15 protein-coding genes are annotated in these 21850 nt (G+C 50.2%); 2 read left to right on the top strand and 13 right to left on the bottom strand.

Features of this window, described 5'->3' with window-relative positions; all coding sequences use genetic code 11:
• Positions 1-8: 8 nt before the first annotated feature.
• The 9 genes from AC4G46_RS16620 to AC4G46_RS16580 form a co-directional block, all read right to left on the bottom strand.
• A complete protein-coding gene (locus AC4G46_RS16620; RefSeq protein ID WP_491123704.1) occupies positions 9-1685 on the bottom strand; it encodes an extracellular solute-binding protein in 1677 nt (558 codons plus the stop codon).
• A gap of 24 nt (positions 1686-1709) precedes the next feature.
• Positions 1710-2603: a carbohydrate ABC transporter permease gene (locus AC4G46_RS16615; protein WP_491123703.1), complete on the bottom strand. Its 894-nt coding sequence runs from the start codon at positions 2601-2603 to the stop codon at positions 1710-1712.
• 23 nt (positions 2604-2626) lie between these two features.
• Entirely contained in the window at positions 2627-3490 is an 864-nt protein-coding gene (locus tag AC4G46_RS16610) for an ABC transporter permease (protein ID WP_491128902.1), read from the bottom strand.
• Between the two features lie 169 nt (positions 3491-3659).
• A complete protein-coding gene (locus AC4G46_RS16605; protein ID WP_491123702.1) occupies positions 3660-4592 on the bottom strand; it encodes an AraC family transcriptional regulator in 933 nt (310 codons plus the stop codon).
• 232 nt (positions 4593-4824) lie between these two features.
• Complete coding sequence (locus tag AC4G46_RS16600) at positions 4825-5619, bottom strand: ABC transporter permease subunit (protein ID WP_491123701.1); 795 nt, start codon at positions 5617-5619, stop codon at positions 4825-4827.
• Between the two features lie 39 nt (positions 5620-5658).
• Positions 5659-6459, bottom strand: a complete 801-nt coding sequence (locus AC4G46_RS16595) for an ABC transporter permease subunit (protein ID WP_491123700.1) — start codon at positions 6457-6459, stop codon at positions 5659-5661.
• 4 nt (positions 6460-6463) lie between these two features.
• Entirely contained in the window at positions 6464-7345 is an 882-nt protein-coding gene (locus AC4G46_RS16590) for an ABC transporter ATP-binding protein (protein WP_491123699.1), read from the bottom strand.
• 26 nt (positions 7346-7371) lie between these two features.
• Positions 7372-7986, bottom strand: coding sequence for a TetR/AcrR family transcriptional regulator (locus tag AC4G46_RS16585; protein WP_491123698.1), 615 nt, complete (start codon positions 7984-7986; stop codon positions 7372-7374).
• Between the two features lie 161 nt (positions 7987-8147).
• On the bottom strand, positions 8148-9197 hold the full coding sequence (locus tag AC4G46_RS16580; protein ID WP_491123697.1) for an NAD(P)-dependent alcohol dehydrogenase: 1050 nt from the start codon (positions 9195-9197) through the stop codon (positions 8148-8150).
• Between the two features lie 148 nt (positions 9198-9345).
• Between AC4G46_RS16580 and AC4G46_RS16575 the strand changes: the two genes are divergently transcribed.
• Positions 9346-9747 (top strand): MerR family transcriptional regulator, encoded by a 402-nt coding sequence (locus AC4G46_RS16575; protein ID WP_491123696.1) that lies wholly within the window; start codon positions 9346-9348, stop codon positions 9745-9747.
• Here AC4G46_RS16575 and ppsA read toward each other — a convergent pair.
• The 3 genes from ppsA to AC4G46_RS16560 all read right to left on the bottom strand — a co-directional run bounded on the left by ppsA (position 9739) and on the right by AC4G46_RS16560 (position 14152).
• Positions 9739-12354: a phosphoenolpyruvate synthase gene (gene ppsA / locus AC4G46_RS16570; protein WP_491123695.1), complete on the bottom strand. Its 2616-nt coding sequence runs from the start codon at positions 12352-12354 to the stop codon at positions 9739-9741. The genes AC4G46_RS16575 and ppsA overlap by 9 nt on opposite strands.
• Before the next feature lie 207 nt (positions 12355-12561).
• Entirely contained in the window at positions 12562-13587 is a 1026-nt protein-coding gene (locus tag AC4G46_RS16565) for an NAD(P)-dependent alcohol dehydrogenase (RefSeq protein WP_491123694.1), read from the bottom strand.
• Positions 13588-13672: 85 nt separating this feature from the next.
• Positions 13673-14152: a GyrI-like domain-containing protein gene (locus tag AC4G46_RS16560; protein ID WP_491123693.1), complete on the bottom strand. Its 480-nt coding sequence runs from the start codon at positions 14150-14152 to the stop codon at positions 13673-13675.
• A gap of 107 nt (positions 14153-14259) precedes the next feature.
• On the opposite strand from AC4G46_RS16560, the gene AC4G46_RS16555 reads away from it, so the two are divergent.
• Positions 14260-15210 (top strand): helix-turn-helix transcriptional regulator, encoded by a 951-nt coding sequence (locus tag AC4G46_RS16555; RefSeq protein ID WP_491123692.1) that lies wholly within the window; start codon positions 14260-14262, stop codon positions 15208-15210.
• A gap of 109 nt (positions 15211-15319) precedes the next feature.
• On the opposite strand, the gene AC4G46_RS16550 is transcribed toward AC4G46_RS16555, so the two are convergent.
• The gene (locus AC4G46_RS16550) at positions 15320-21718 is read right to left on the bottom strand and encodes a rhamnogalacturonan lyase family protein (RefSeq protein WP_491123691.1); all 6399 of its coding nucleotides are present in this window, start codon (positions 21716-21718) and stop codon (positions 15320-15322) included.
• Positions 21719-21850: the final 132 nt, after the last annotated feature.

Below are 21850 nucleotides of genomic sequence, written 5' to 3'. Positions count from 1 at the left end.
TGTCAGTTTCATTTGCCCAGCTTGCTCAGGTTCTCCTGCCATGTTCCTGTCTTGAATTTCAGCAGCTCACTGTATCCGACCTGCTGTGCATCTGCTTCAGCCTTATCGAGGATAGCCAGTACCTCAGCTTCGCTTTTGGCGTTGAGCACAGCCTGCGCTCTGGCTTTTTCGTAAATTTCGCCAACGCTTTGCGAGATGATCCCTTCCTGGGAATCGCCTGCCGGAGCCAGATTTACGAATTCCGTAGTATCATATTGCGTTTTCCACGTAATCTCGGACTGCCATTTGGTCTCCCAGCTCTTCTGGTCTTCCGGCAGTGTAGATTCAAATTTCATCTTGGAATTGTCCACGTACACTGTGTTGCCGTTCCATTGCAGATTGACAGTAGCATTCATCAGCTCATCGCGGCCTTTTGTATCCGTTGTGAAAGCCTCAGTGAACAGCGGAGCCCCTTCTTCATCTGTTCCGTTCCAGTACTTGCCTTCAGGTCCCCACATAATAATCCGCTGTCCTTCAGGTCCGGTAAACCAGTCGAGGAAAGCAAAGACAGCTTCCGGATCCTTGGCCGCGGTGGTAATGACACTCACATTCCAGCCAAGCTGATTATAGGCGCCCGGGAAGATCTTGTTCTTATCCAGACCCGACTTATGAATAGGCCAGACCATGATGTAGCCGGCTTCCGGGTCCTGCTCCTTCAGCAGCGAGTTGCCGATTGCGCCGTATTCAGTCGGACTGGAAGCGGCGTATACCGCAATGTTGCCTGTAATAATCTTCTGCTCCACCTGCTCAAGATTCTGGGTGAAGGCGTCCTGGCTGATCAGCTTATCCCGGTAGAGCTGATTCGCATACACCAGCGAGGAACGGAAGGCATCATCTTTAAAGACCGAGGTCATTTCATTACCGTTCGGAATCGCCATCATACTGAGAGCGCTATATACATACGGGCGGTTCTCGGCAAAGGCAGACGATAGGACATCAATACCTTCTGCGCCTTGTCCTACCTCAAACGGAACCACATCCGGATACTTTTCCTTCACCAGCTTCAGGTAAGCATACAAGTCGTCGGTAGTCTCCAGCGGCGGCGTGCCCAGCTCATTATAGATTTTTTTGTTAACCAGATATCCGGAGTTGCCGTTCGGCTGTGTCGTATACCAGTTCGGGAACTGATAGAGCTTGCCGTCGGAGGAGCGCAGCATATCCAGCGTCTCTTCGCCTGCCCATTCCTTCAGGTTCGGATATTTATCGAGATAATCATCAAACGGTACCAGTGCTCCGGCAGCCCGCAGCTGCTCGACATCCGCACCGCGTTCCATCCAGATTACATCGGGAAGCTCGCCGGAGACGATCATCGTGCTGAGCTTTTGCTTGGCATTGCCCCCAGAGCTGACGGGCAAGACATTCACCTTTTTATTATCCTTAATCCATTTGGAGGAGAGATCCTCGCCCCAGTTAGGCATTGTATACCAGTCATAATGGCCGTAGAAGGAGAATTCCAGCGGCTGCTCACCAAGCACATATCCCCCGCCTCCGGCAGCATCCGGATTACTGTTTTCTGCTGCATTACCGTTGTTTTCTGAATTTGAAGAATTGGCAGGAGCGTTGTTTCCCCCTGTACAGCCCGTTAAACCAATCATAAGACTAAGAACAGCCGCCAGAGCGGACACCTTTGTTTTGCCTGAGATCATTGGTTAATTCCCCCTTGAGTTCCTTTATTCTTTTAGTGAACCGACCATAACGCCTTTAACGAAGTACTTTTGCAGGAATGGATACACGCATAAAATCGGAATCGTAGCGACCATCATGGTAGCCATGGAGAGGGATTTGGTTGTGACGGCGCGCATTTTGTTCATACGTCCCTGTGCAGCCGCGTCCAGCTGGGCCATCTGCTCGGACATGATGTTAGAGTTGAGGATCTGCTGCAGCTTGGTCTGAATCGGCATTAAATCCACATTGCTGAGGTAAATGCTGGGTGTGAACCAGTCATTCCAGTGATAGACAGCGGTAAACAGCGACAAAGTAGCCAGTACCGGCCCTGACAGCGGAAGCACAATACGAATCAGCACTCCCCAGTTGGAGCAGCCGTCGATTCTCGCGGATTCCTCCAGCCCTGCAGGTATTCCTTTGAAGAAGGTCCGGAAAATAATCATGTTCCACACACTGATCAGACCCGGGATGACCATAACCCAGAAGGAGTTGAACATGCCCAGCTCGCGGATCAGCAGAAAGCTCGGAATCAGTCCGCCGCTGAAATACATGGTGATGATACAGAAAACCATATAAAACTTGCGCCCCATCAGCTCTGATTTGCTCATTCCGTATGCAAAAATCGCTGTGGCGGCAATCGAGGTGAAGGTGCCGATTACGGTCCGCAATACGGAGATCACGAAGCCGTTAATCAGGCGGCTGTCCTGAAATACTACCGAGTAATTTTCCAGGGAAAACTGCCTCGGCCAGAAGGTTACCCCGCCGCGCATTGTATCGGTACCGTTGTTAAAGGAAATGACAGCAGCGTTCCAGAAAGGATAAAAGGACAGAAAGGCTAGTATTGCTAGTAAAATGTAAATTACCGTTACGAGTACCCGGTCCCCGGCCGACAGCTTCATCTATATCTGCCCCCTTTCATGCTTCACCATAGGCTGTTTCCGGATTTGCGTGCGGCATAGTTCGCCCCGACCAGGAGGAACACGCCGATCAGCGATTTGAACAGGCCGGCTGCCGTGGCGTAAGAGTAACGGTTGTTCTGGATACCGATCCGGTATACATAGGTGTCAAGGACATCGCCGACATCGCGCAGCACGGGATTGGAGCCAAGGAGCAGGATGTCCTCAAAGCCTGCGCTGAGCAGATTGCCGATTGCAAGAATCAGAAAGACAATTATGACCGGCAAAATCGACGGCAGTGTAATGGCAAACATCTGTCTCAGCTTGCCTGCACCGTCTATCGAAGCCGCCTCGTGCATATGCGGATCAATTCCGGCAATCGCTGCGAGGTAGACGATGGAGGAAAAACCGATTTCCTTCCATACCCCGGTAGTGACGAGGATGGTCCAGAAATATTCCGGCAGCGACAGGAAGTTAACCGGGTCCTTGATCAGGTTCAGCTGCTGAAGCAGCATATTCACGCTTCCGTTCTCTGTGGAGAGCATGGACATTACGAAGCCGGAGACAATGACCCAGGACAGAAAATGCGGCAGATAGCTGATGGTCTGCACGGTTCTTTTGAATACTCTGCTGCGAACCTCATTCAGCATCAGTGCCAGCAGAACCGGTGCCGGAAAGCCGACTAGCAGCTTAAGCAGACTGATAACAATCGTATTGCGCATGACCGTCCAGAATTCAGGTGCGGCAAAAAACATCTCAAAATGCTTGAGCCCTACCCAGGGACTGCCTGTAAACCCCTTGAACAGGTTGTAATCCTGAAATGCCATCAGCACACCGTACATCGGAATGTAACTGAATACAAGAATAAAGAATAGGGCCGGCAGCACCATCAGCTGAAGATCCCACTGCCGGGCAAAGCGTTTGAAGGCATTTGGCTTCCGGGTCTCCTCTTTTGTCTCAATGTGATAGGCGATCTTCTGCATTTTAACCTCCTTTTCCATATACTTCTTGTTAATCCTAATAACTAATGTTGTTATATTTACTGACTTGATCATAACCCTAATCTGTTTCAGGCACTCCGCCTAATCGCTCAAATACTGATACTATCTTACTGTCGGGTAGGGTTTTCTGTGTGCGGACGTTCCGCGGCTCTGTTCCAATATGCCGTTTGAACAGCCGGTTGAAATTGGACAGGGTGCGGAAACCGCACTCCATGGCGATATCGAGGATTTTACGGTCCGTGGTCTGTAACAGGGTATAAGCGTTCTCCAGGCGCAACTGGATTAAATACAGCAGCGGGGACATGCCGGCTGTGCGGCGGAAGATATCACTGAAGCGCGAAGGGCTCAAATAGACCAGAGCCGCGAGCTCTTCAAGCGTCCAGGGGTAAGCGGGCTGCTCTTCCATGATGCGGGTGACCTGCCATATTTTTTCGAGCTGCGTGGTAGTTACTGTGGATTTGCCGGGCTGCAAGGAGTCCATCCGGAAATAGCGGTTCACATAGACAAAAAATTGCAGCAGAAGGGCATACACAACCGAGGTGTAAGACCTGCTTTCTGCCTCATGCTCCTCCTGCATCTGCAGCAGCAGCGCGCGGAGAGCGCCGATCTGCCCGTTCTCCCGGTCCAGCAGATTGCTGAAATGCAAGCCCATATCCTTGAAGGGGGCCAGCACATCCGGATCACAGCGCACCGTGCCCATGAACCAGGCAGCATCGAACGTAATGACCTGCATAATCAGATTTTCGGTTTCATAAGCACAGTGAAGATCATTGGAGTTAATCAGCAGAATGTCCCCCTCACGGAAATCATACCGCTCCCCGTTAATTATGTAATATCCGGTCCCTGATTTAATCATATTGATCTCAAGCGCATCATGGGCGTGCAGTCTTTGATAAGTTGAGGTGACTCCGACGGTATCGCCCAGGATGACAGGATATTGCCGGGAAAATACAACCTTTTCCCTGAGACTGTTCTGAACGCGAGGCTGCATCAGCTGGCTCCCCCTTTATATAAGCTGTGTGAATCCGGTGAAAACTTACTGTATCTTGCTGGAACATAGGCGAAATTAACTTATATTTATCCTAGTAGAACTAAATTTATGTGTCAATAATACTAACATCAATAACCTGATTTATAATAAAAAAAGGTGCAGTTCAGGCTGACAAGCCCGGACTGCGCCTTCGGTTCGAATATAATATTTATGCAAAAAGACATCGTCAACCTTAAAGCTTAAGCTCGCGCTTTCCGTACAAGAAATATGCCGATGCCGCCAATCCTGCGGCCAGCAGGACAGACAGGAGCAGAATCACTGCGTTTAGCCCGTCCCCTTCCACAATCCGGTTATAGCTGAAATATTTGAAGGGTGACAGTACATTCAGCACAGACAGCTGATCCGCCAGATCTGTTATTTTGGATATGACAAAGGAGCCGACCAATATACCTGCAGCGGCTGCCCCCGAGCTTTTCGGATTGCTCAATCCGGCCGCGAGCAAAGCGCCAAGCATGAGAAAGAGCAGCTGCACGACAAACATGCTAAGCAGGAACAGTGCGATTTCACCTGAGATACTCTTTCCCTCGTTATACGCGGAGACCATAATAATTGAAGAAACTAGCGTAACGAGATTAAGGACTATAATTTGGACGAGGGCAGCAAGCAGTTTAGCTGTTATTATAGCGGACCGTGAGACTGGCTTGGCAATCAGAAACTCGGCGGTCTTCTCCTTCTCCTCTTTGGAGAGGATGCCGCTGCCCAGCAGAACGGCGTGTATAGCAGCAGTAAGCTCTAAATACAGAAACAGCATGGCAAAAAATCCGCTCATAACCGTAACATCCAGTGTGCCGATTCCCAGCAGTGCTTTTACAGAAGACGGCATCTGGTTAAAGATGTCGCTGCCTGCTCCTCCAGAGGAGTAGGCGGTGTATTTGCCCATACCGCTGACAACGAGCAGAAGCATACATATACTCCAGATGATTAATGCTTTACGGCCCGCCGTAAGCTCTCTCCAGAACATATTCATATACTGGCCTCCTTGGCATCGAATCCATAATTCGCCCAACTACACTGCATGGACATCTTTTTTGATATACACCCGGTAGCTTACGGATACCGCAGCTGCAACAATAAGCGCGCCGGCAATCAGGTACTGTAGTTCAAATGCGTGATGTTCAATAATATAGATACTGTCAAAATACTGAAACGGAAAGAAATAACGTGCTATATCCCCTTCTGAGCCAGCAGCAAGCAGTGCACCGGCCATATATAGCCCGAAAACGACACCTAGCGTAAGAGGCAGCACATTTTTTAGCCTGCTAAAAAACACGGAAGCAGCCAGGCCCACCGCCACAAAAATAAGCTGAATAAACAGCAAGGGCAGATTGAGCATGAGGAACTGAGGAAGACTGTAATTTGCAGCGGCCACGGCACCAGCTATAATCGCTGTTACTAAGAAGAAAACAATATCGGTGAGCAGGATCGCCGTTAAGGCTGCGAGCAGCTTGGCGCTGACAATCCTTGCCCGAGAGACAGGCTTGACGAGGAGGAAATCTGCCGTACGCTCCCTTGCTTCCTTAGAAAGGATAGAAGCTCCAAGATGCATGGCCTGAATACCTCCGCATAATGCAATATAAGCGAACACCATTGAATAGAAGCCCAGAATAGATGTTATATATTCCAGATTAATGCCAAGCATGGCTCTTACAGAGGCGGGATAGCCCTCCAGCAGGCTTGTGAAATCGGCCGAATCGCTCACCATGCTGGGATAAAGGGACAGAAACAGCGCGGCAAGTGCAATCATGGCACAGGCCCAGCTTCCGCCTGACTTGCGGAGGGCTTTTAGCTCATGCAGATACATATTCATGCCGCTAATCCTCCTTCACATAATAATGCATGAAGATTTCCTCCAGATCAGGTTCTTCAATGGAGAGGTTACGCAGCTCTGTTTCTGATAGCCTCTGCAGGATTGTGTTAATGTTTCCTTTGAAAATAAAGGATGCCGCAGTTCCATCAACCTCCAGCCTGCTCACACCGCTGATATCGAAAGCCTCCTTGCTGATGTTTGAAACCCCCTCGATGCTGATCCGTTTGTAATTGTTCTCGTGCAGTGTGCTCATTTTTTCCAGCTTGATGATTTCCCCTTCTTTGATGAAAGCTACCCGGCTGCACATCTTCTGGACCTCGCTGAGGATGTGCGAGGAGAAGAAGACGGTGGCGCCTTTACGGTTCTCTTCCCTCAACAGATCAAAGAACTTCTGCTGCATAAGCGGGTCAAGCCCGCTAGTAGGCTCATCCAGGATGATCAGCTTAGGTTCATGGAGCAGTCCCTGCACAATTCCGACCTTCTTTTTGTTGCCGAAGGACAGATCATCGATTTTCTTCTTCAGGTCGAGGTCCATGATCTCCGCCAGCTCCAGGATCCGCTTTGTGCAGTCCTTTTTGTAGAAGCTGGCTGAATATTTGAGCAGGTCGATCACCTTCATATTGTCATAATAAAATACCTCTGACGGCAAATAGCCAAGCTCCTTGCGGATTTCGGGATGCTCCGTGCAGTTCCGGCCGAAAATGGAGGCACTTCCGCTTGTCGGATAGATCAGTCCAAGCAGCGTGCGGATCGCAGTTGATTTCCCGGCACCGTTAGGTCCGATAAATCCGAAAATCTCCCCCTCCTCCACACTAAGGTTAATGTTCTTAATGCCGCGTGACTTGCCGTAATGTTTAGTCAGATTATTCATTTCAATGACACTCATAGTGGCATCCTCCCAAAGGTAGCTAATCAGAGATATTCCTCTTTATACAGATTATTTCTGAGCAGACGGATACACGCATGAAACTCGTTATTAATTGCTTCAAGGTCAACCCCCGCATGATTCGGCAGCTCATTGATATGCCCTTCGGTATATCTCAGCAGCAGCTTCATGACCAGCTTAGGATCAACGCCCTCCTTGAACTTATGAACGTCTATTCCATCGAACGCCAAACTGCTTCTGAAGCTTTCTCCTGTGGCCAGAACAGCTTTGATATCCTGCTTCACCTCAGAGTCCTGTTCAAAATAAATGCTGCTCAAAAAAGACAGGCTGGCCGGATGCCTCTCCATCGCTGATATTTTGATGCCGGCAGTCATGGTGATCCGGTCAAAAAAGTCAGTGATACTGCGGTCGAATTTCTCCTGGATTTGGTTCATGATCAGACTGGTGCAGTAACCGAGCAGATACAGATACAAATCCTTCTTGGTGCCAAAATAATGAAATACCATTGCTTTGGAAATGCCGGCCGAGACAGCAATGTCACTGACTGATGTTTTCTTGTAACCGTTCAGGCTGAAGGATGCCAATGCTCCATCAATAATCTTGCTCTGCTTCTCCTCCGGCAGGCCCGTGAACTTTTCCAAACCGTCACCTCTATCCTTTCGCGTCAACCGAATCGGTTTATGCCACCAGTATATTCCTGTAAACCGAATCGGTCAATAATAAAAAACACCTTCAAGAGAGAAGGTGCTTGCTCTGCGGCAAGGCCTCTTCACTTGAAGGTGTTGTAAGATTAGCTGACTATTTATTCCTGGTTCATTGTGCTGATGTCAATTACGAACCGGTAGCGGACATCAGAAGCAAGCACACGCTCCCACGCTTCATCAATCTGGCTGGCGGAAATAACCTCAATCTCGGATGCAATGTTGTGTTCTGCACAGAAATCGAGCATTTCCTGCGTTTCACGGATGCCCCCGATCATAGATCCGGCGAACGAGCGGCGTTGGCCGATCAGCGAGAATACGTTAACAGCCAGCGGATCTGCAGGCGCACCGACATTAACGAGTGTACCGTCCAGCGCCAAAAGCGAAAGATAAGCATCAATGTTAATCTGTGCACTTACGGTATTGATGATCAGGTCGAACGATCCGGCGAGCTGCTTGAAGGTTTCCTGATCGCTTGTAGCGTAATAGTGATCCGCTCCCAGCTGCAGGCCGTCCTCTTTTTTCTTCAGGGATTGTGACAGTACGGTAACCTCAGCACCCATAGCGTGGGCGATCTTCACTGCCATATGTCCAAGTCCGCCCAGTCCTACTACAGCTACTTTTTTGCCAGGCCCGGCTTCCCAGTGGTGCAGCGGGGAGTAGGTGGTGATTCCGGCACACAGCAGCGGTGCTGCAGCATCCAGCGGAATGTTGTCCGGAATGCGGACTACAAAGTTTTCTGTGACGACGATATGCGTGGAATATCCGCCTTGGGTATAGTGACCATAACGGTCAGTAGCTCCATAAGTGCCTGTATTTCCGTGAAGGCAATATTGCTCTTCCCCTTTATGGCAGCTGCTGCATTCACCGCAGGAGTCAACCATACAGCCTACCCCTACACGGTCGCCAACTGCATATTTGGTCACTTCTGCTCCAACCTGGCTGACAATCCCGGCAATTTCATGCCCTGGAACGAGCGGATATTTGACCGGTCCCCACTCCCCGCGGGCAGTGTGAATGTCAGAGTGGCAGATACCGGCATATTTGATTTCAATTAGCACATCATGCGGCTGAAGCTCCCGGCGCTCGATGGTAGTCAGCTTGAACGGGCCCTCCGGATTAAATGTGGCGCGTGCATTAACTTGAATCATAAGTGTGAACCTCCTGAAATGTTAGGTTGTGAACCTTGCCTCTAATCGTTTGTAAAAAGCTACCGGCATGTCCGGCCTTTACAAAACCTATGTTATTACTTAAAGTTAACTCTAAGTCAAGAAGTAATTTGAACATAGGAGACAGAACATGAAGACCTATACCATTAACGAAGCAGCAAAGCATTTCAATCTGACCCCGCATACCCTGCGGTATTATGATAAAGAAGGTCTTATGCCCCATTTAGAGCGCACTGCCGGCGGCAAACGGATTTTTAAAGATTCCGATCTTGAGGCGCTGAAGGTTATTGAATGCCTGAAGGCATCCGGAATGCCGATCAAGGAAATTAAACATTTCATAGAGTGGTGCTCGGAAGGTGATGCTACCTTGCAGCTAAGATATGATATGTTCCTGGAACGCAAGGCATCCGTAGAAGCACAGATGGAGGAATTGAAGAAAACCATGGAAGTCATTGAGCATAAATGCCACTATTATGAGACCGCACTTGAGTGCGGCACAGAGGAGATTCACAAAAAGAAAATACTACAATAACTCAATATATCCCTCTGTTCCATGCACACGGATCATCTGCCCGTCTTTAATCTGCTTGGTAGCCTGATCTACACCGACAACGGCGGGCAAGCCGTATTCACGGGCAATAACAGCTCCATGGGTCATCAATCCGCCGACTTCGGTAACAAGGCCCTTAATGGATACAAATAAGGGTGTCCAGCTGGGGTCTGTGAACAGGGTGACCAGAATATCCCCCTCTTCGAGATCCGCCTGCTCCATATTGAAGATGACACGTGCCCGGCCTTCAATGACTCCGGAGGAAACCGGGAGGCCGGCAAGGGCATCGGCCGGAAGATCCTCGCGCTTGTAGTTACCGTTAATCCGTTCGCCGTCAGAGGTAATGACCCGCGGCGGAGTAAGCTTTTCATACAATCTGTAGTCTTCCCTTCGTTTCTCAATGATCCCGTAATCCAGCCGGCGTGTGCAGGCAGCTTCGCGGAGCTCTTCAAAGGTAAGGTAATAGATGTCTTCGGGATGCTCAATAATCCCTGCTTCAACGAGCAGTCCGGCTTCCCGAAGCAGGGCCTGCTTATAAATATAGTAGCGGCTGATCATGCCGTATTTCGGATACTCCCGGTAACCGATGAAGCCGCGGAGCAGGCCGATGACCCGTTTCGTTTCTGCTGCTTTCTGCATGCCATCAGGAAGCTGCTCCAGGCGGCCCAGGAGCTCCTGCTCCATATTTATGGCTTCCTCCCGGCCCTGCCCGAATTTCTGACTGCTGGCGCCCCGGCTGAAATGCTTGATATTATTCAGAATCATCGGGACAAGGATTTGCGGATTTTCGCTCCAGCGGGTTCGGGTCAGATCAATTTCTCCGCTGCAGCGCATTCCGTACTGCTCCAGATAGGAACGGATAGCATCACTGGCTTCCTGTCCCCCTTCCATTTTCGTTAGCTCATCCAGAAAGTCATCCTGTGTGACATGCTGCAAATACCGGATAACTTCAGGATAAGGCCGGATAACATCTGCAACATCAAGCAGCGCCAGACCCATTTCAGAAGTAATGTTGTCCGCTACCGATTGAGAAAGCACATCGGCAGCATTTTTATCACCTAACCATTCGTTCATCCGGTCATTGATCCAGGAGGAAGCATCCATAGCAGTCATAATGACAGCCGAGCTCTGCGGATCAAAAAGCAGCTTCTTCAATTCCTGCATATCCTCGATAATAAAATCAAACAGAGCTGGTCCGGATTGCGTCCGGATACGCTGCTTTAGCTCTTCAACGGATGCCTGATTACGCTTGATTAATGCAGGTACAATTGCCGGGTCGAATTCGATCCGTGCGTTGAACACTCCGGGATCGGCATTTTCATGGTTTTTAAGAGAATAGGGAACTTTCGGGCTCTCTAGTGAAGGCTGGATGAAATCACCGCGCTCTACAAGGGACATAAGGGCGTTTTTAATCAGCGGATCAGATTTTCCGAGGGTGCTGATGACTGCTGCTCCGGAGTCAGGTGATGCCAGAAGGGGCGTCACATCGACAAACAGTCTTCCTCCTGCGGTACGCATTGGTGCAGGTGTCGTCAGCAGGTAAAAGGATAAGCCGAGCGGCTTCATGGCATCCGTCATCATCTGCTGATGGCCGACGGATAAATAGACACGGTTCACCTGGTCTCCCGCTTCAGGGGCCGGAAATAAGGTGGTGATGGGACGGCTCTGGACAATATAAAAAACGCTGTCAGCCAGACACCATTCAATGTCCTGAGGGTAGCCGAACCGGGCTTCAATCTGCCTTCCGAGAGAGGACAAAGCTATAATCTGGGCATCGCTGAGCGTCTGGATGGTCTGCTGTTCCGGGCCAATCCCGCACGTAAACGTCCCGCCTTCCGGGCGGCCATACATAGCCAGCTGTTTAGCAGCTATTTGTTTATTGATGATTACCCCGTCCCGGACTTTGTAGCTGTCGGGAGTTACCAGACCGGAAACCAGCGCTTCGCCCAGGCCAAAGCCGGCATCGATGGATACCACCTTCCTGGTGCCAGTAACAGGATCTGCCGTGAACATGATTCCGGAAGCCTGAGGCGTAACCATCCGCTGGATGATAACGGACAGAAGCACCTGAGTATGGTCAAAGCCATTTTGAATCCGGTAGATTACCGCACGGTCTGTAAAGAGCGAGGCCCAGCATTTGCTGATGTGCTCCAGAATAGAATTCGTCCCGCTAATATTCAGATAAGTGTCCTGCTGTCCCGCAAAAGAGGCATAGGGCAGATCTTCAGCGGTTGCACTGGAGCGGACGGCATAGGTATGCTCCTCCCCCAGCATGGAGAGATATTGAGTGACTGCCGCGCTAACATCCACAGGAATCTTCACGGCCAGAATGTGCTTGCGTACTTTTTTGCTGATCTCAGCGATCTGTTTCCGGTCTTCGGCTGACAGTATCTTCAACTGCTCGAGCAGGCCCTGGTAAGTCCGGTTATGTGCAACAACCTGCCGGAAGCAGTCTGTAGTCACGCAGAAGCCATCGGGCACCTGTATCCCTTCAACTCTGGATAATCGGGCCAGATTCAATGCTTTTCCGCCAACGAGACTAAGCTGTGTATCATCCATTTCCGCAAAGCCGAGAACCAAAGAAGGCATTCCATATCTCCCCTAACATTTGATTTGAGAAAAAAACATTTGACAAGAGCATTCCAGCGTGGTAAGTTTAGAGTATAAGATAAGATTTCTATGACTAATTATGTGATTGTAAATAGAGGTAGGCTGATTATATCACCGCTCCTGTACATATGCAATAAGAAAGAACCTGGCCTTTTGGTCAGGTTCTTTTATTTTCCTTCTATAAGGTTAGGGCTTCATGCGGACGACGGTTTTGCCCTTCACCGAACCTTCTCCAATATCACGAACCGCCTGCGCAGCTTCCATTAATGGGTACTCCCGGCCTATTACCGGAATTATCTTACCAGCCTCAGCATACTCCTTCCAGAGCAATTGGTCATTATGGTTCGGCTTATGGATCAGAATGGTTATTTTTTTCTTTTCAAACAGAGAGATAAACGGTGAACATAGCAGATTCAGGAGGATGTGCGGGGTCGGTCCGCCGATCATCACATAGGTGCCGTTATACTTGAGCGCACGCTTCAAGGCGAATATGGAGCGGTTCCCGACAACGTCAAGGATCAGATCGTATTTCTTCCCGTTTTTGGTGAAATCCTCTTGTGTATAATCAAGCACATCATCTGCCCCGACAGCCTGCAGCATCTCCAGTTTTCCGGCGTTATCGACTCCAGTCACTTCAGCCCCGTGCAGCTTGGCATATTGGATAGCGAATGTCCCGACTCCTCCCCCGGCGCCATTAATCAGTACCTGCTGCCCCTGCTGCAAATGCCCCTTGTCACGCAGACCCTGTAAGGCCAGAACAGCCGCCTGGGGGATCGCCGCCGCCTCAACAAAGCTGAGTGTTGCAGGTTTGAGGGTCAGAGCAGCCTCGGCCGCGCAGACATATTCGGCAAAACCTCCCCAGCCGCAGCCGGACAGATCACCGAACACCTCTTCTCCAGGCTTGAATTTTGTGGCAGCTGCCCCGACCTTAACTACCTTGCCCGCAATGTCCGCACCGAGAATCCGGTAACGGGGTGAACGGAACGCGCCAATCCTGTTTACAAAAGGTTTACCACGCAGGAGATCCCAGTCCCATGAGTTAACGGAAGCGGCATGCACCTCGATCAACACTTCATGGTCCTTGGGTTCAGGGATTTCTACCTGTTCAATCCGGAGGACCTCTGGTGTTCCATAGGTATCATAAACCATCGCCATCATTGACCCGCCGCCTCTTTTGCCCGGTGTTCCTGAATTGCTCCGTATTTCTCCCATGTTCATCTCCATTCCATAACCCATCTTGTGTTTGCCTTTCTCTAACTAAAACGCTGGCAGTTCCACATGGTTTCACGCTTTTCGCTTATTTTTTCACTACGGGAATCCACATTTCACCATAAATCAGGCCGTTTCTCCGCCCCATCTCTACAGTTGTGTTGGGTCCGCCGACGTAAGCGTAATCTGCCGCCTCGGGCAAGGCTTGGCCAAAGGCAATACCGGCAAGTGTATTATTGAGTTCATCTGCCGTCTCCGCTTCCCCTTTAACAACCACATAATCCCCTTCGGGGAATTGAATCACCCTGGCTTCATCCGGGGCGGCATGATCCGTAAGAACACCGGCATAATGCATCATTTTGTTGTTCACCGCTTCGTTGACGGCAAAAATGTAGTCATTTGCGGCAATTCCTTTTAAATAATCAAGTCTTCCATCCTGGCTGACCTCCTGCCAAAAATCCGCCTTTTCCTTATTGATGCCAGCATAGTCTGTGTAATGGCTCTTCAGCTCAGTTCCCAGACCAATAACGGTAAAGCCTTCTTTTTGTTCCAGAGTAAATTGTGCCATTGTAAAAACTCCTCTTCTGTGGATTTGTGAATTGATTTGTTTTCTTCACTTGATATGGTTATGATAACCTTAAATCATGTCAAAAAATGATACTGTTTAGGAGCCCGATGAAAAAAGTTGAACGGATCAATATCATCATGCGTTATATTAACAACCGTGCCCACTTTACTATTTCAGAAATTATGCGGGAGTTTCAGATCTCCCGGTCCACTGCAATCAGAGATATCCGGGAAATTGAGGCGCTCGGGATGCCGCTTGTGGCTGAGGTCGGACGGGACGGGGGCTATTTTGTCATGCGTAACTCTGTCCTTCCGGTTGTCCGCTTTACTGATAGTGAAGTTAAAGCCCTGTTTATAGCCTTCATGGCCACCCGGAATCAGCAGCTTCCTTACCTTAAGAGCCGCCAGTCTTTATCCGAAAAATTACTCGGGCTTATCTCCGAGAACCAGCAGGATGACTTGTTTCTCCTGAATCAGATTCTGCTGTTTGAAGGAACCAATCCAAATAATCCGGATTTACTCGATCTGGCTGACCTCCCCCACCCCATGTTAGAAAAGCTGATTCAGCTTCTGCTTACGGACTGTTACTTATTTATTTCTATTAATGGAGAAACTTATCCCGTTTATCTAATGCACCTCTACCGTGAAAAAAGTGTCTGGTTCATTGAAGGCTTTGATCTGCAGGAAGAGAAGTTACGGATTTATCCTGTTGACCAGCTTACTGATGTTATGCCCTATCCGGTAAAAATCAGGCTAAGCCGAAAAAAGATAGTAGAAAAACTAAATAAGCAGAAAGAAGCAGTCAACGTTGTCCTTGAACTGGGTCCGGATGCAATTGCCCAATTCAGAAAATACCATCCTGTAAAAGCATCGCTCTCCTATACCAATCCCTATCAGACAACAGCAATCTGCGGGACTTTTATCCATGCTGATAATCCTGATGAAGTAAGCGGGATTACGAACTGGCTGCTTTTCTTGGGAGAAGATATCAGGATTAGGGAAATGCCCGCCGAAGTGTTAAAAAGCATTCAATCGAGACTGAACGTATACGGCCCGTAATTCTGTTTGATCACCTGCACCTGTAAAAAAGCCCGAGGAAACGGTTAGACCGTCTCCTCGGGCTGTTCAACGTAAATTCAGTTAAGCATCGCCAAGCTGTCTCCCTAACTTATTTCCGTACCTTTACAGTCATCTTCACGGTCCGGGTTTCACCCGCAGCATTGCTCAGCACCGCTTCGTATTCGTAAGTGCCAGCCGCTTTACCGGAAACTGCTGTTACAGCCGACTGGGCGCCAGGTGTTCGGGCTTGAAGTGATTGTGTGTCTACCAGCTTTCCATTTTCGTAAAGCTTGTATTCGGTAGCGTTGGTACCCCACCACAGGTTCATCGTGACGTTAAAGCTGCCGTCTCCATCCCAGTTGTCGTTAGACAAAACCGCTTGACCCGGAGCTGCATCAGTAACAGTCACAGTCAGTGGCGCACTCTTCGTTGTACCCAGCGAGTTGATCAGTTCACCGGTATAAACGTAAGTTCCGTTCTGCTTGCCGGTAATGTCAATCTTCACAGATTGTGCTGACGGGGATTGGTCGGGCAGTGATACTTCTTTGACCAGCTTGCCGTCCTCGTACAGTCTGAACTTGGTGCCGTTATTCCCCCACCAGAGATTCATTGTGATTGTATAGTCTCCGTCTCTCAGACCAGTGTCATGACCGTTATTATCGGACAACACCGGCGTGCCTGGGGCACTGCTCGCCAGCGGGGTCGCCTGGCTCAGCCATGCTGACCACTTAACGAGTGCATCTGCCTGTTCAGCCGTAAATACTGTGTTTCTGGCTGCATTGACATCATTGCTGTAAGTGTTCAGAAGCTGGCGGGCCTTTGCACCATTATGTGCAGCAGCTGCCTGTTCAGCCTGCTGCAGCTTATCCGTAAGCTGACCGGAAACCGCTGCTGCACCAGGGTCCTCCGATCCGGCTGCAAAGGTGCGGGTAAGCTCAGACAGACTTGTAAAAGTAGCAGTAACGCCAAAACTGTAGTCCAAAGTGGTTGTTTGGCCTGCGCGGTCATAGACCAGTGCAGTTACCGTATTTAACCCTGGTTCCAGTGTATAGGCCGGAGTATTCAATACCTCTCCGGCCGGCTGTTCGACACCTGAAACGGGATCGGCAGCGGAATAGCCAATGACAACCTGCTGGTCAATGGTGTATTCGGACTGTCCCTGAATTTCAATGACAGGAGGCGCCAGATCGACCGGCACGGAAAGGGTCTGTTCCGCCTCTTTGTTGCCGTCAACGTCAACGCTCCAATAAGTGACGGTATGGTTGCCCTCTTCACTAAGGGTCAGCTGTGTTCCGCTCACTGCTTCGCCGCCATCGACCTTGAAGTAGGTCGCTTCTACTTCCGAATCTTCATCTGTTGCGGTAAAAGTAACTTTTACAGGCGAAGTATACCAGCCGTTATGCTGATCACCTTCCACCGCTGCTGTTGTGTGCGGCGCTTTCTGGTCGGACGGCTCCTCTTCCAGTGTGACGAGTTCTGACAGAGGGATATTCAGCTCCTGTACCAGCTTAGCCACCATGCCGGATACCTTGATCGCACCGTTCATCTGCAGATGGGTGTTGTCTTCTGTTGTCCCCACCCACATAAAGATGGATTTAGTGCCTTCCGGACCGAGCTCCTGGAAATACTCCCAGCTTGCCTGGTTGAGATCAATTAGCAGCGTTCCGGTTTCCTGTGCGGTTTCCTTCATGGTCTGCACATATTCCGGGAAGCTCTTATTGAGGACTTCTCCGCTAAAATCACGGCGGTTAACCGGTGTAACCAGGACCGGAGTTGCGCCTCTTTGTACTGTACCGTTAATGTAATCCTTCAGGTACACCTTGAATTGCTCCGGTGTCAGATAACGTTCCGGCCGCGAAGGTGTGGAATCGTTGTGGGACCACTGCATGAACAGATAATCACCTTCGTGAATGTTCAGCAGGATATTGTTCAGGTATCCGCCTACCAGGAAGGTTTTGCTGCTGAGCCCGCTGACCGCACGGTTGTCTATGCTGATCTTATCCAGATCAAAGTAGCTGCCCAGCTGTTCACCCCATCCGGCCTGCGGACGATAGCTTTCTGCATAATTAGCCACTGTGGAATCGCTCGCCAGATAAATGACCGGCTGTGTGCCGGCGCCGTTGTCAGGCAGGCGTTCGATGGTCAGCGCATTAATCTTTGGTGTGCTGCCCGAGAAATCAAAGTTAAAGACGCCGTCAATCAAAGCGATATCATAAGAGACCTCTTTGAATTCGCCTTTGGCTACAGTCGTAACCGGAAGCTTCGGCATTTGCTCTACAACCACGCCGGTATTGGTCGATTCCTGAGCATCACCGATGGTCATGGTTACTCTGTAATTGGCAGGCTCCATTTCCACCAGGAAGGAGGTGCCGTTCACGCGGGTGAAGTCTTCCTTCAGAAGATCTCCGGTCTGCCGGTTTTCGTCCTGAACCAGCGCGGTGTCGGCAAAGCCGTAGCCATTGCCTTCGATATAAGCCCGCTTGGCATTAACACCAATGAATCCTTCTGCGGCAGTGCCGGAGCCGAAATCAAAGGAGTAGCTGCTGATCACACCTGCCGGTTCAGCAGATATTGAGTCCTTGGCAACCGTCAGCATGTTAAATACATGATCGACCTGAGCCTGTGTCGCTTCCGTACCGAGAATTGCTTCAGCAGCTGCCAATGCTTTGTTCAGCACGGCTTTGGAAGCTTCGGTGTAAGCTGACAGATCCAGTGCTTTTACTTCATTATGCAAGGCAATTAACGCCTGCTGATCGCCGGCAACCGGCGGCAGCTTCTTGCCTTCAATCTTCACGTTATCAATCTGCGTAGTCCAGCTGAGTGTGCCGCCTCCGCCTTTTCTTGTTCCGAGGAAACGCAGGGCCCTTACATTATTGGTATAGGCGCCTGGATTCATCGGAATACCCTCAATGGTCTGCGTGAGGCTCGGGTCCGCCTTGCTCGTCAAAGTCAGATCCATTGTCTTTTCAGCGAAGTTAATGCTTACGTCCACATTGACCCACTGGTTCTTCAGCAGATCGGTGGCGATACCGCCATCAGGTACCGCTGTAGTGCCTGTTCCATAATCCGGTGTATAAGGGCCCACGAAGTAATGGATTTTGTTGCCCGGACTTGCAGTACCGGTCTTGGTCAGCAGAGTGAGAATAATATTCTCGTTCGCATCAAGGATGGACAGATGTCCTTCCGACGGAGAAGCGCTGACATTGCCGGAATGCCAGTCGAAGTTCACGTTGACAATATCGCCGTTCACGGCATCGAACAACCGGAAGGTCTTGGCGCGGTTACCCGAGCCTGATCCGTTAACAGACAGCACTTTGTTTCCGTTCTGATCAACAACGGTTCCCGTCATTGTACCGGCGATTCCTGTAGAATTGACCATCGCATACTGGACGGCCGCAGGATCGCCATCAAAGCTCTCCTCATACACCTGGATTTCCGGCTCCGGTTCAGGTTCGGTAATGTCCGGGTCAATCACATAAGGAGAAATACCTATTTCCATTTCTTTTACCGCTCCTGCAACCAATGCGGCAATGACCTGTGCGCCGTAGCTGCTGAAATGGGTGTTATCGTTCACCCCGTTAGGGTACTTCGGATATTCGCCCGGATTGGCATACAGGAAGACCTTTTCCGAAGCAGTGAGTCCGATTTTATCGTAATAAGCAATACTTAGCTGGCTGAGATCAATCAGCTTCACATTCAGCTCTTCCGCTACCTCTTTGGCAGCCTTCACATATTCCGGGAAGCTTACGTTAAATTCTTGAGTGATGGTGTTAAAATCTCTGCGTCCAACCGGAGTAAGCAGGACTGGCTCGGCTCCCCGCTGTCTTGCCCCATTGATGTAACGGGCCAGATAGGTTTTGTAATCCGCCGGCGACGCATAACGGTCCGGAATACCAATGCTGGCATCATTATGGCCGAAGGAGATAAAGAAATAGTCGCCCGGCTTGATCCGCTGCAGGATAGAATCCAGGCGGCCGTCCACCATAAACGATTTGCTGCTTCTGCCGCCGATCGCATCATTCTGGACTGCGACGCCATTAGCGAAGTAACGGCCGAACTGCTGGCCCCAGCCTTCCTGCGGCGCCTGCTGTGCACTGTAAGATTGCATAGTGGAGTCGCCGGCCATGTAGATTGTCGTGTGGTCAGCCGCTGACTTCTCCGGGTATTTCGAAATCGTGATTTCTTGAACGTCAATGGCTGTTCCGGTGAAAATGAACTCCAGTTGACCGTCAACCAGTGCAACGTCATAGGAATATTCGCGAGCTTCTCCAGCGTTAACGCTGGTTACAGCCAGCTTTTGCACAAATTCGGATTTAACGCCTACGTTTGAGTTGCGGGCATCATCCCCGACCTTAATCGTAACCTGATAGTTGGCATCAGGCAGATCGACTGCGAACTTTGTATTTTCCGGCAGTGCCACATGGTTTGCGCCTACCGTAATTCCACTTGCGTCTTCAAAGCCGTAGCCTGTTCCCTGCGAATAAGGGGTGTCCTGAACAGGAGTTGCTCCTGCAGCAGGCTCCGTACCGAATGCAAAATGGTACACCTGCTCCGGCAGCTGCTGCGAGCCGGTCAGCGCCAGGTTAGCTTTCGGGAATGAGGCAGATTCAGTCCCAAGGTAGAAGCCTGTGTGTGGCGGCTGATTGTAGCTTACATTCTGCCACGCAATACCCAGCCGGTATACAGGGTCCTGCATAAGTGTTGGAATTTTGTAAGCTGTAGGAATAGTAGTCGTGTAGAGTCTGTATTCACTGCTATCCTCACTGCGCAGCAGCAGCTCCTCGCGCCAGTCACCCAGAATATCCGCCTGAAGGGCAGGATTTCCCTTGGTGTGGTTATTGGTTAAAGAGCCTGTAGCCCGGAAGATTTCCTTCAGCTGCTTGTTTTCGTAATCCCATTTGTAAACAAGCGGTGTGCCCTTTGCTGTACTGTTATTCCATTCATGGTCGAACAGCTCGCGCTGCAGATCCCCGTCCCACCAGATTGCAAAGTTGGCACTCTTTGGCACTTCGTTCTGTTCATAAATGACTTCACCGTTTGCTGCGTAACCCTTCGAGAGAGGATCCATCTGTCCGTCCACAATGGTGGAGGCCCAGGATTCGTATCCGGGAACATTCGGATCAATATCTGCAGACATTCCGCGTCCGGTATCCTTACCTGTGTATTGGCCCCAGAGAATTTCGCCTGTGGCAGCGTCGCGCATCTCCAGTCCATATTCAGCATTCGTATGCTCATGTACGCTTACAACCTGATAACCGTCCCGGTTCGGATCAAGTTTGCCGGCATGAATCGCATCGCCGTGGCCGAGTCCAGTACTGTACATCAAGGTACCGTTATCATCGATTGCCAGTGAACCATACATGATTTCATCTTTGCCGTCACCATCGGCATCAAGCACGCTGAGATTATGGTTGCCCTGTCCTTCGTACTCTTTGCCGGCTTCGTTGGTATCAAAGGTCCAGCGCTGTACCAGCTGGCCGCCGGTGAAATCGTAAGCGGTCAGTACAGTACGTGTATAGTAACCGCGGGCCATCACCACGCTAGGTTTCACCCCGTCGAGATAGGCAATGCCTCCGAGGAAACGGTCCACGCGGTTGCCGTATCCGTCACCCCATGCGGCCACATCGCCTCTTGGCGGGATGTAATCCACAGTGGATACAGCCGCTCCGGTCTCGCCGTTGAACAAGGTGAGATATTCCGGACCTGTCAGGATATATCCGCCATCGTTGCGGTAATCCTTGGTGCCGTCACCGATTACGGTGCCTTGGCCGTCCTTGGTTCCGTCTGCTGTCTTGACCACGACCTCTGCCTTGCCGTTTCCGTCCAGGTCATAGACCATCAGCTGGGTATAATGAGCGCCGGCCCGGATGTTCACGCCAAGGTCGATCCGCCAGAGCTTCGTACCGTCAAGCTTAACGGCATCAATATAGACATTGCCGGTATAACCGGCCTGGGAATTATCCTTCGAATTGCTCGGGCTCCACAAGAAAACGATTTCATATTCTCCGTCGCCATCGAGGTCTCCTACTGAAGCATCCCCTGCATAGTAGGAATAGGTTCCGCCATCCTTCGTCCGGCCGTCAGCCGGCTTATCCAGCGGGATCGGGAGGTAATTGTTATGCCATACTGATACCGTCTCCGGCTGGATTACTTCCTTACCGGCAATAACAGTAGAAATCTGATACAGGGAGCTGTCTGCTCCTGTTGTGTCCAGATAATTCGTAGAAGTGCTAATAGGTGCGCTATTTACTTTATATCCGTTTTTATATACATTGAAAGCGATTTCATCTGAATCCGTATTTAAGTATCTCCAGCTCAAGTACACACCGCTGCTGGTCAGAACCGCTACCAGACCCCGGTCGAGATATTCTGCCTGCCGGGCAAGCGGACTGTCCGCTCTTGCTGTTGCAGCATACCCCGGAGATGGAGGAACAACTAACGAAATGATCATGAGAAATGACATAACGAATGCAAGCACCGATTTCCTGACGGAAACTCTTTTACCCATGTACTTAACTCCTCCTATTTGTCTAAAATCAATTTTTAGAAACCAGGGGAAATCTAAACATGAACCCGGTATACCTGTACAGCTTCAATCCTCAAATCATGAGCCTTACTGGCTAAGTTAGGATCATCACTC

The sequence above is a fragment of the Paenibacillus sp. fava2 genome, assembly GCF_058313675.1.
This window is presented reverse-complemented; position numbering and strand designations above follow the sequence as displayed.

Coding starts and splice junctions, on each gene's coding strand:
- AC4G46_RS16620 (WP_491123704.1), bottom strand. CDS start 1,685: ATGATCTCAGGCAAAACAAAGGTGTCCGCTCTGGCGGCTGTTCTTAGT.
- AC4G46_RS16615 (WP_491123703.1), bottom strand. CDS start 2,603: ATGAAGCTGTCGGCCGGGGACCGGGTACTCGTAACGGTAATTTACATT.
- AC4G46_RS16610 (WP_491128902.1), bottom strand. CDS start 3,490: ATGGTGCTGCCGGCCCTATTCTTTATTCTTGTATTCAGTTACATTCCG.
- AC4G46_RS16605 (WP_491123702.1), bottom strand. CDS start 4,592: ATGCAGCCTCGCGTTCAGAACAGTCTCAGGGAAAAGGTTGTATTTTCC.
- AC4G46_RS16600 (WP_491123701.1), bottom strand. CDS start 5,619: ATGAATATGTTCTGGAGAGAGCTTACGGCGGGCCGTAAAGCATTAATC.
- AC4G46_RS16595 (WP_491123700.1), bottom strand. CDS start 6,459: ATGAATATGTATCTGCATGAGCTAAAAGCCCTCCGCAAGTCAGGCGGA.
- AC4G46_RS16590 (WP_491123699.1), bottom strand. CDS start 7,345: ATGAGTGTCATTGAAATGAATAATCTGACTAAACATTACGGCAAGTCA.
- AC4G46_RS16580 (WP_491123697.1), bottom strand. CDS start 9,197: ATGATTCAAGTTAATGCACGCGCCACATTTAATCCGGAGGGCCCGTTC.
- AC4G46_RS16575 (WP_491123696.1), top strand. CDS start 9,346: ATGAAGACCTATACCATTAACGAAGCAGCAAAGCATTTCAATCTGACC.
- ppsA (WP_491123695.1), bottom strand. CDS start 12,354: ATGCCTTCTTTGGTTCTCGGCTTTGCGGAAATGGATGATACACAGCTT.
- AC4G46_RS16565 (WP_491123694.1), bottom strand. CDS start 13,587: ATGGGAGAAATACGGAGCAATTCAGGAACACCGGGCAAAAGAGGCGGC.
- AC4G46_RS16560 (WP_491123693.1), bottom strand. CDS start 14,152: ATGGCACAATTTACTCTGGAACAAAAAGAAGGCTTTACCGTTATTGGT.
- AC4G46_RS16555 (WP_491123692.1), top strand. CDS start 14,260: ATGAAAAAAGTTGAACGGATCAATATCATCATGCGTTATATTAACAAC.
- AC4G46_RS16550 (WP_491123691.1), bottom strand. CDS start 21,718: ATGGGTAAAAGAGTTTCCGTCAGGAAATCGGTGCTTGCATTCGTTATG.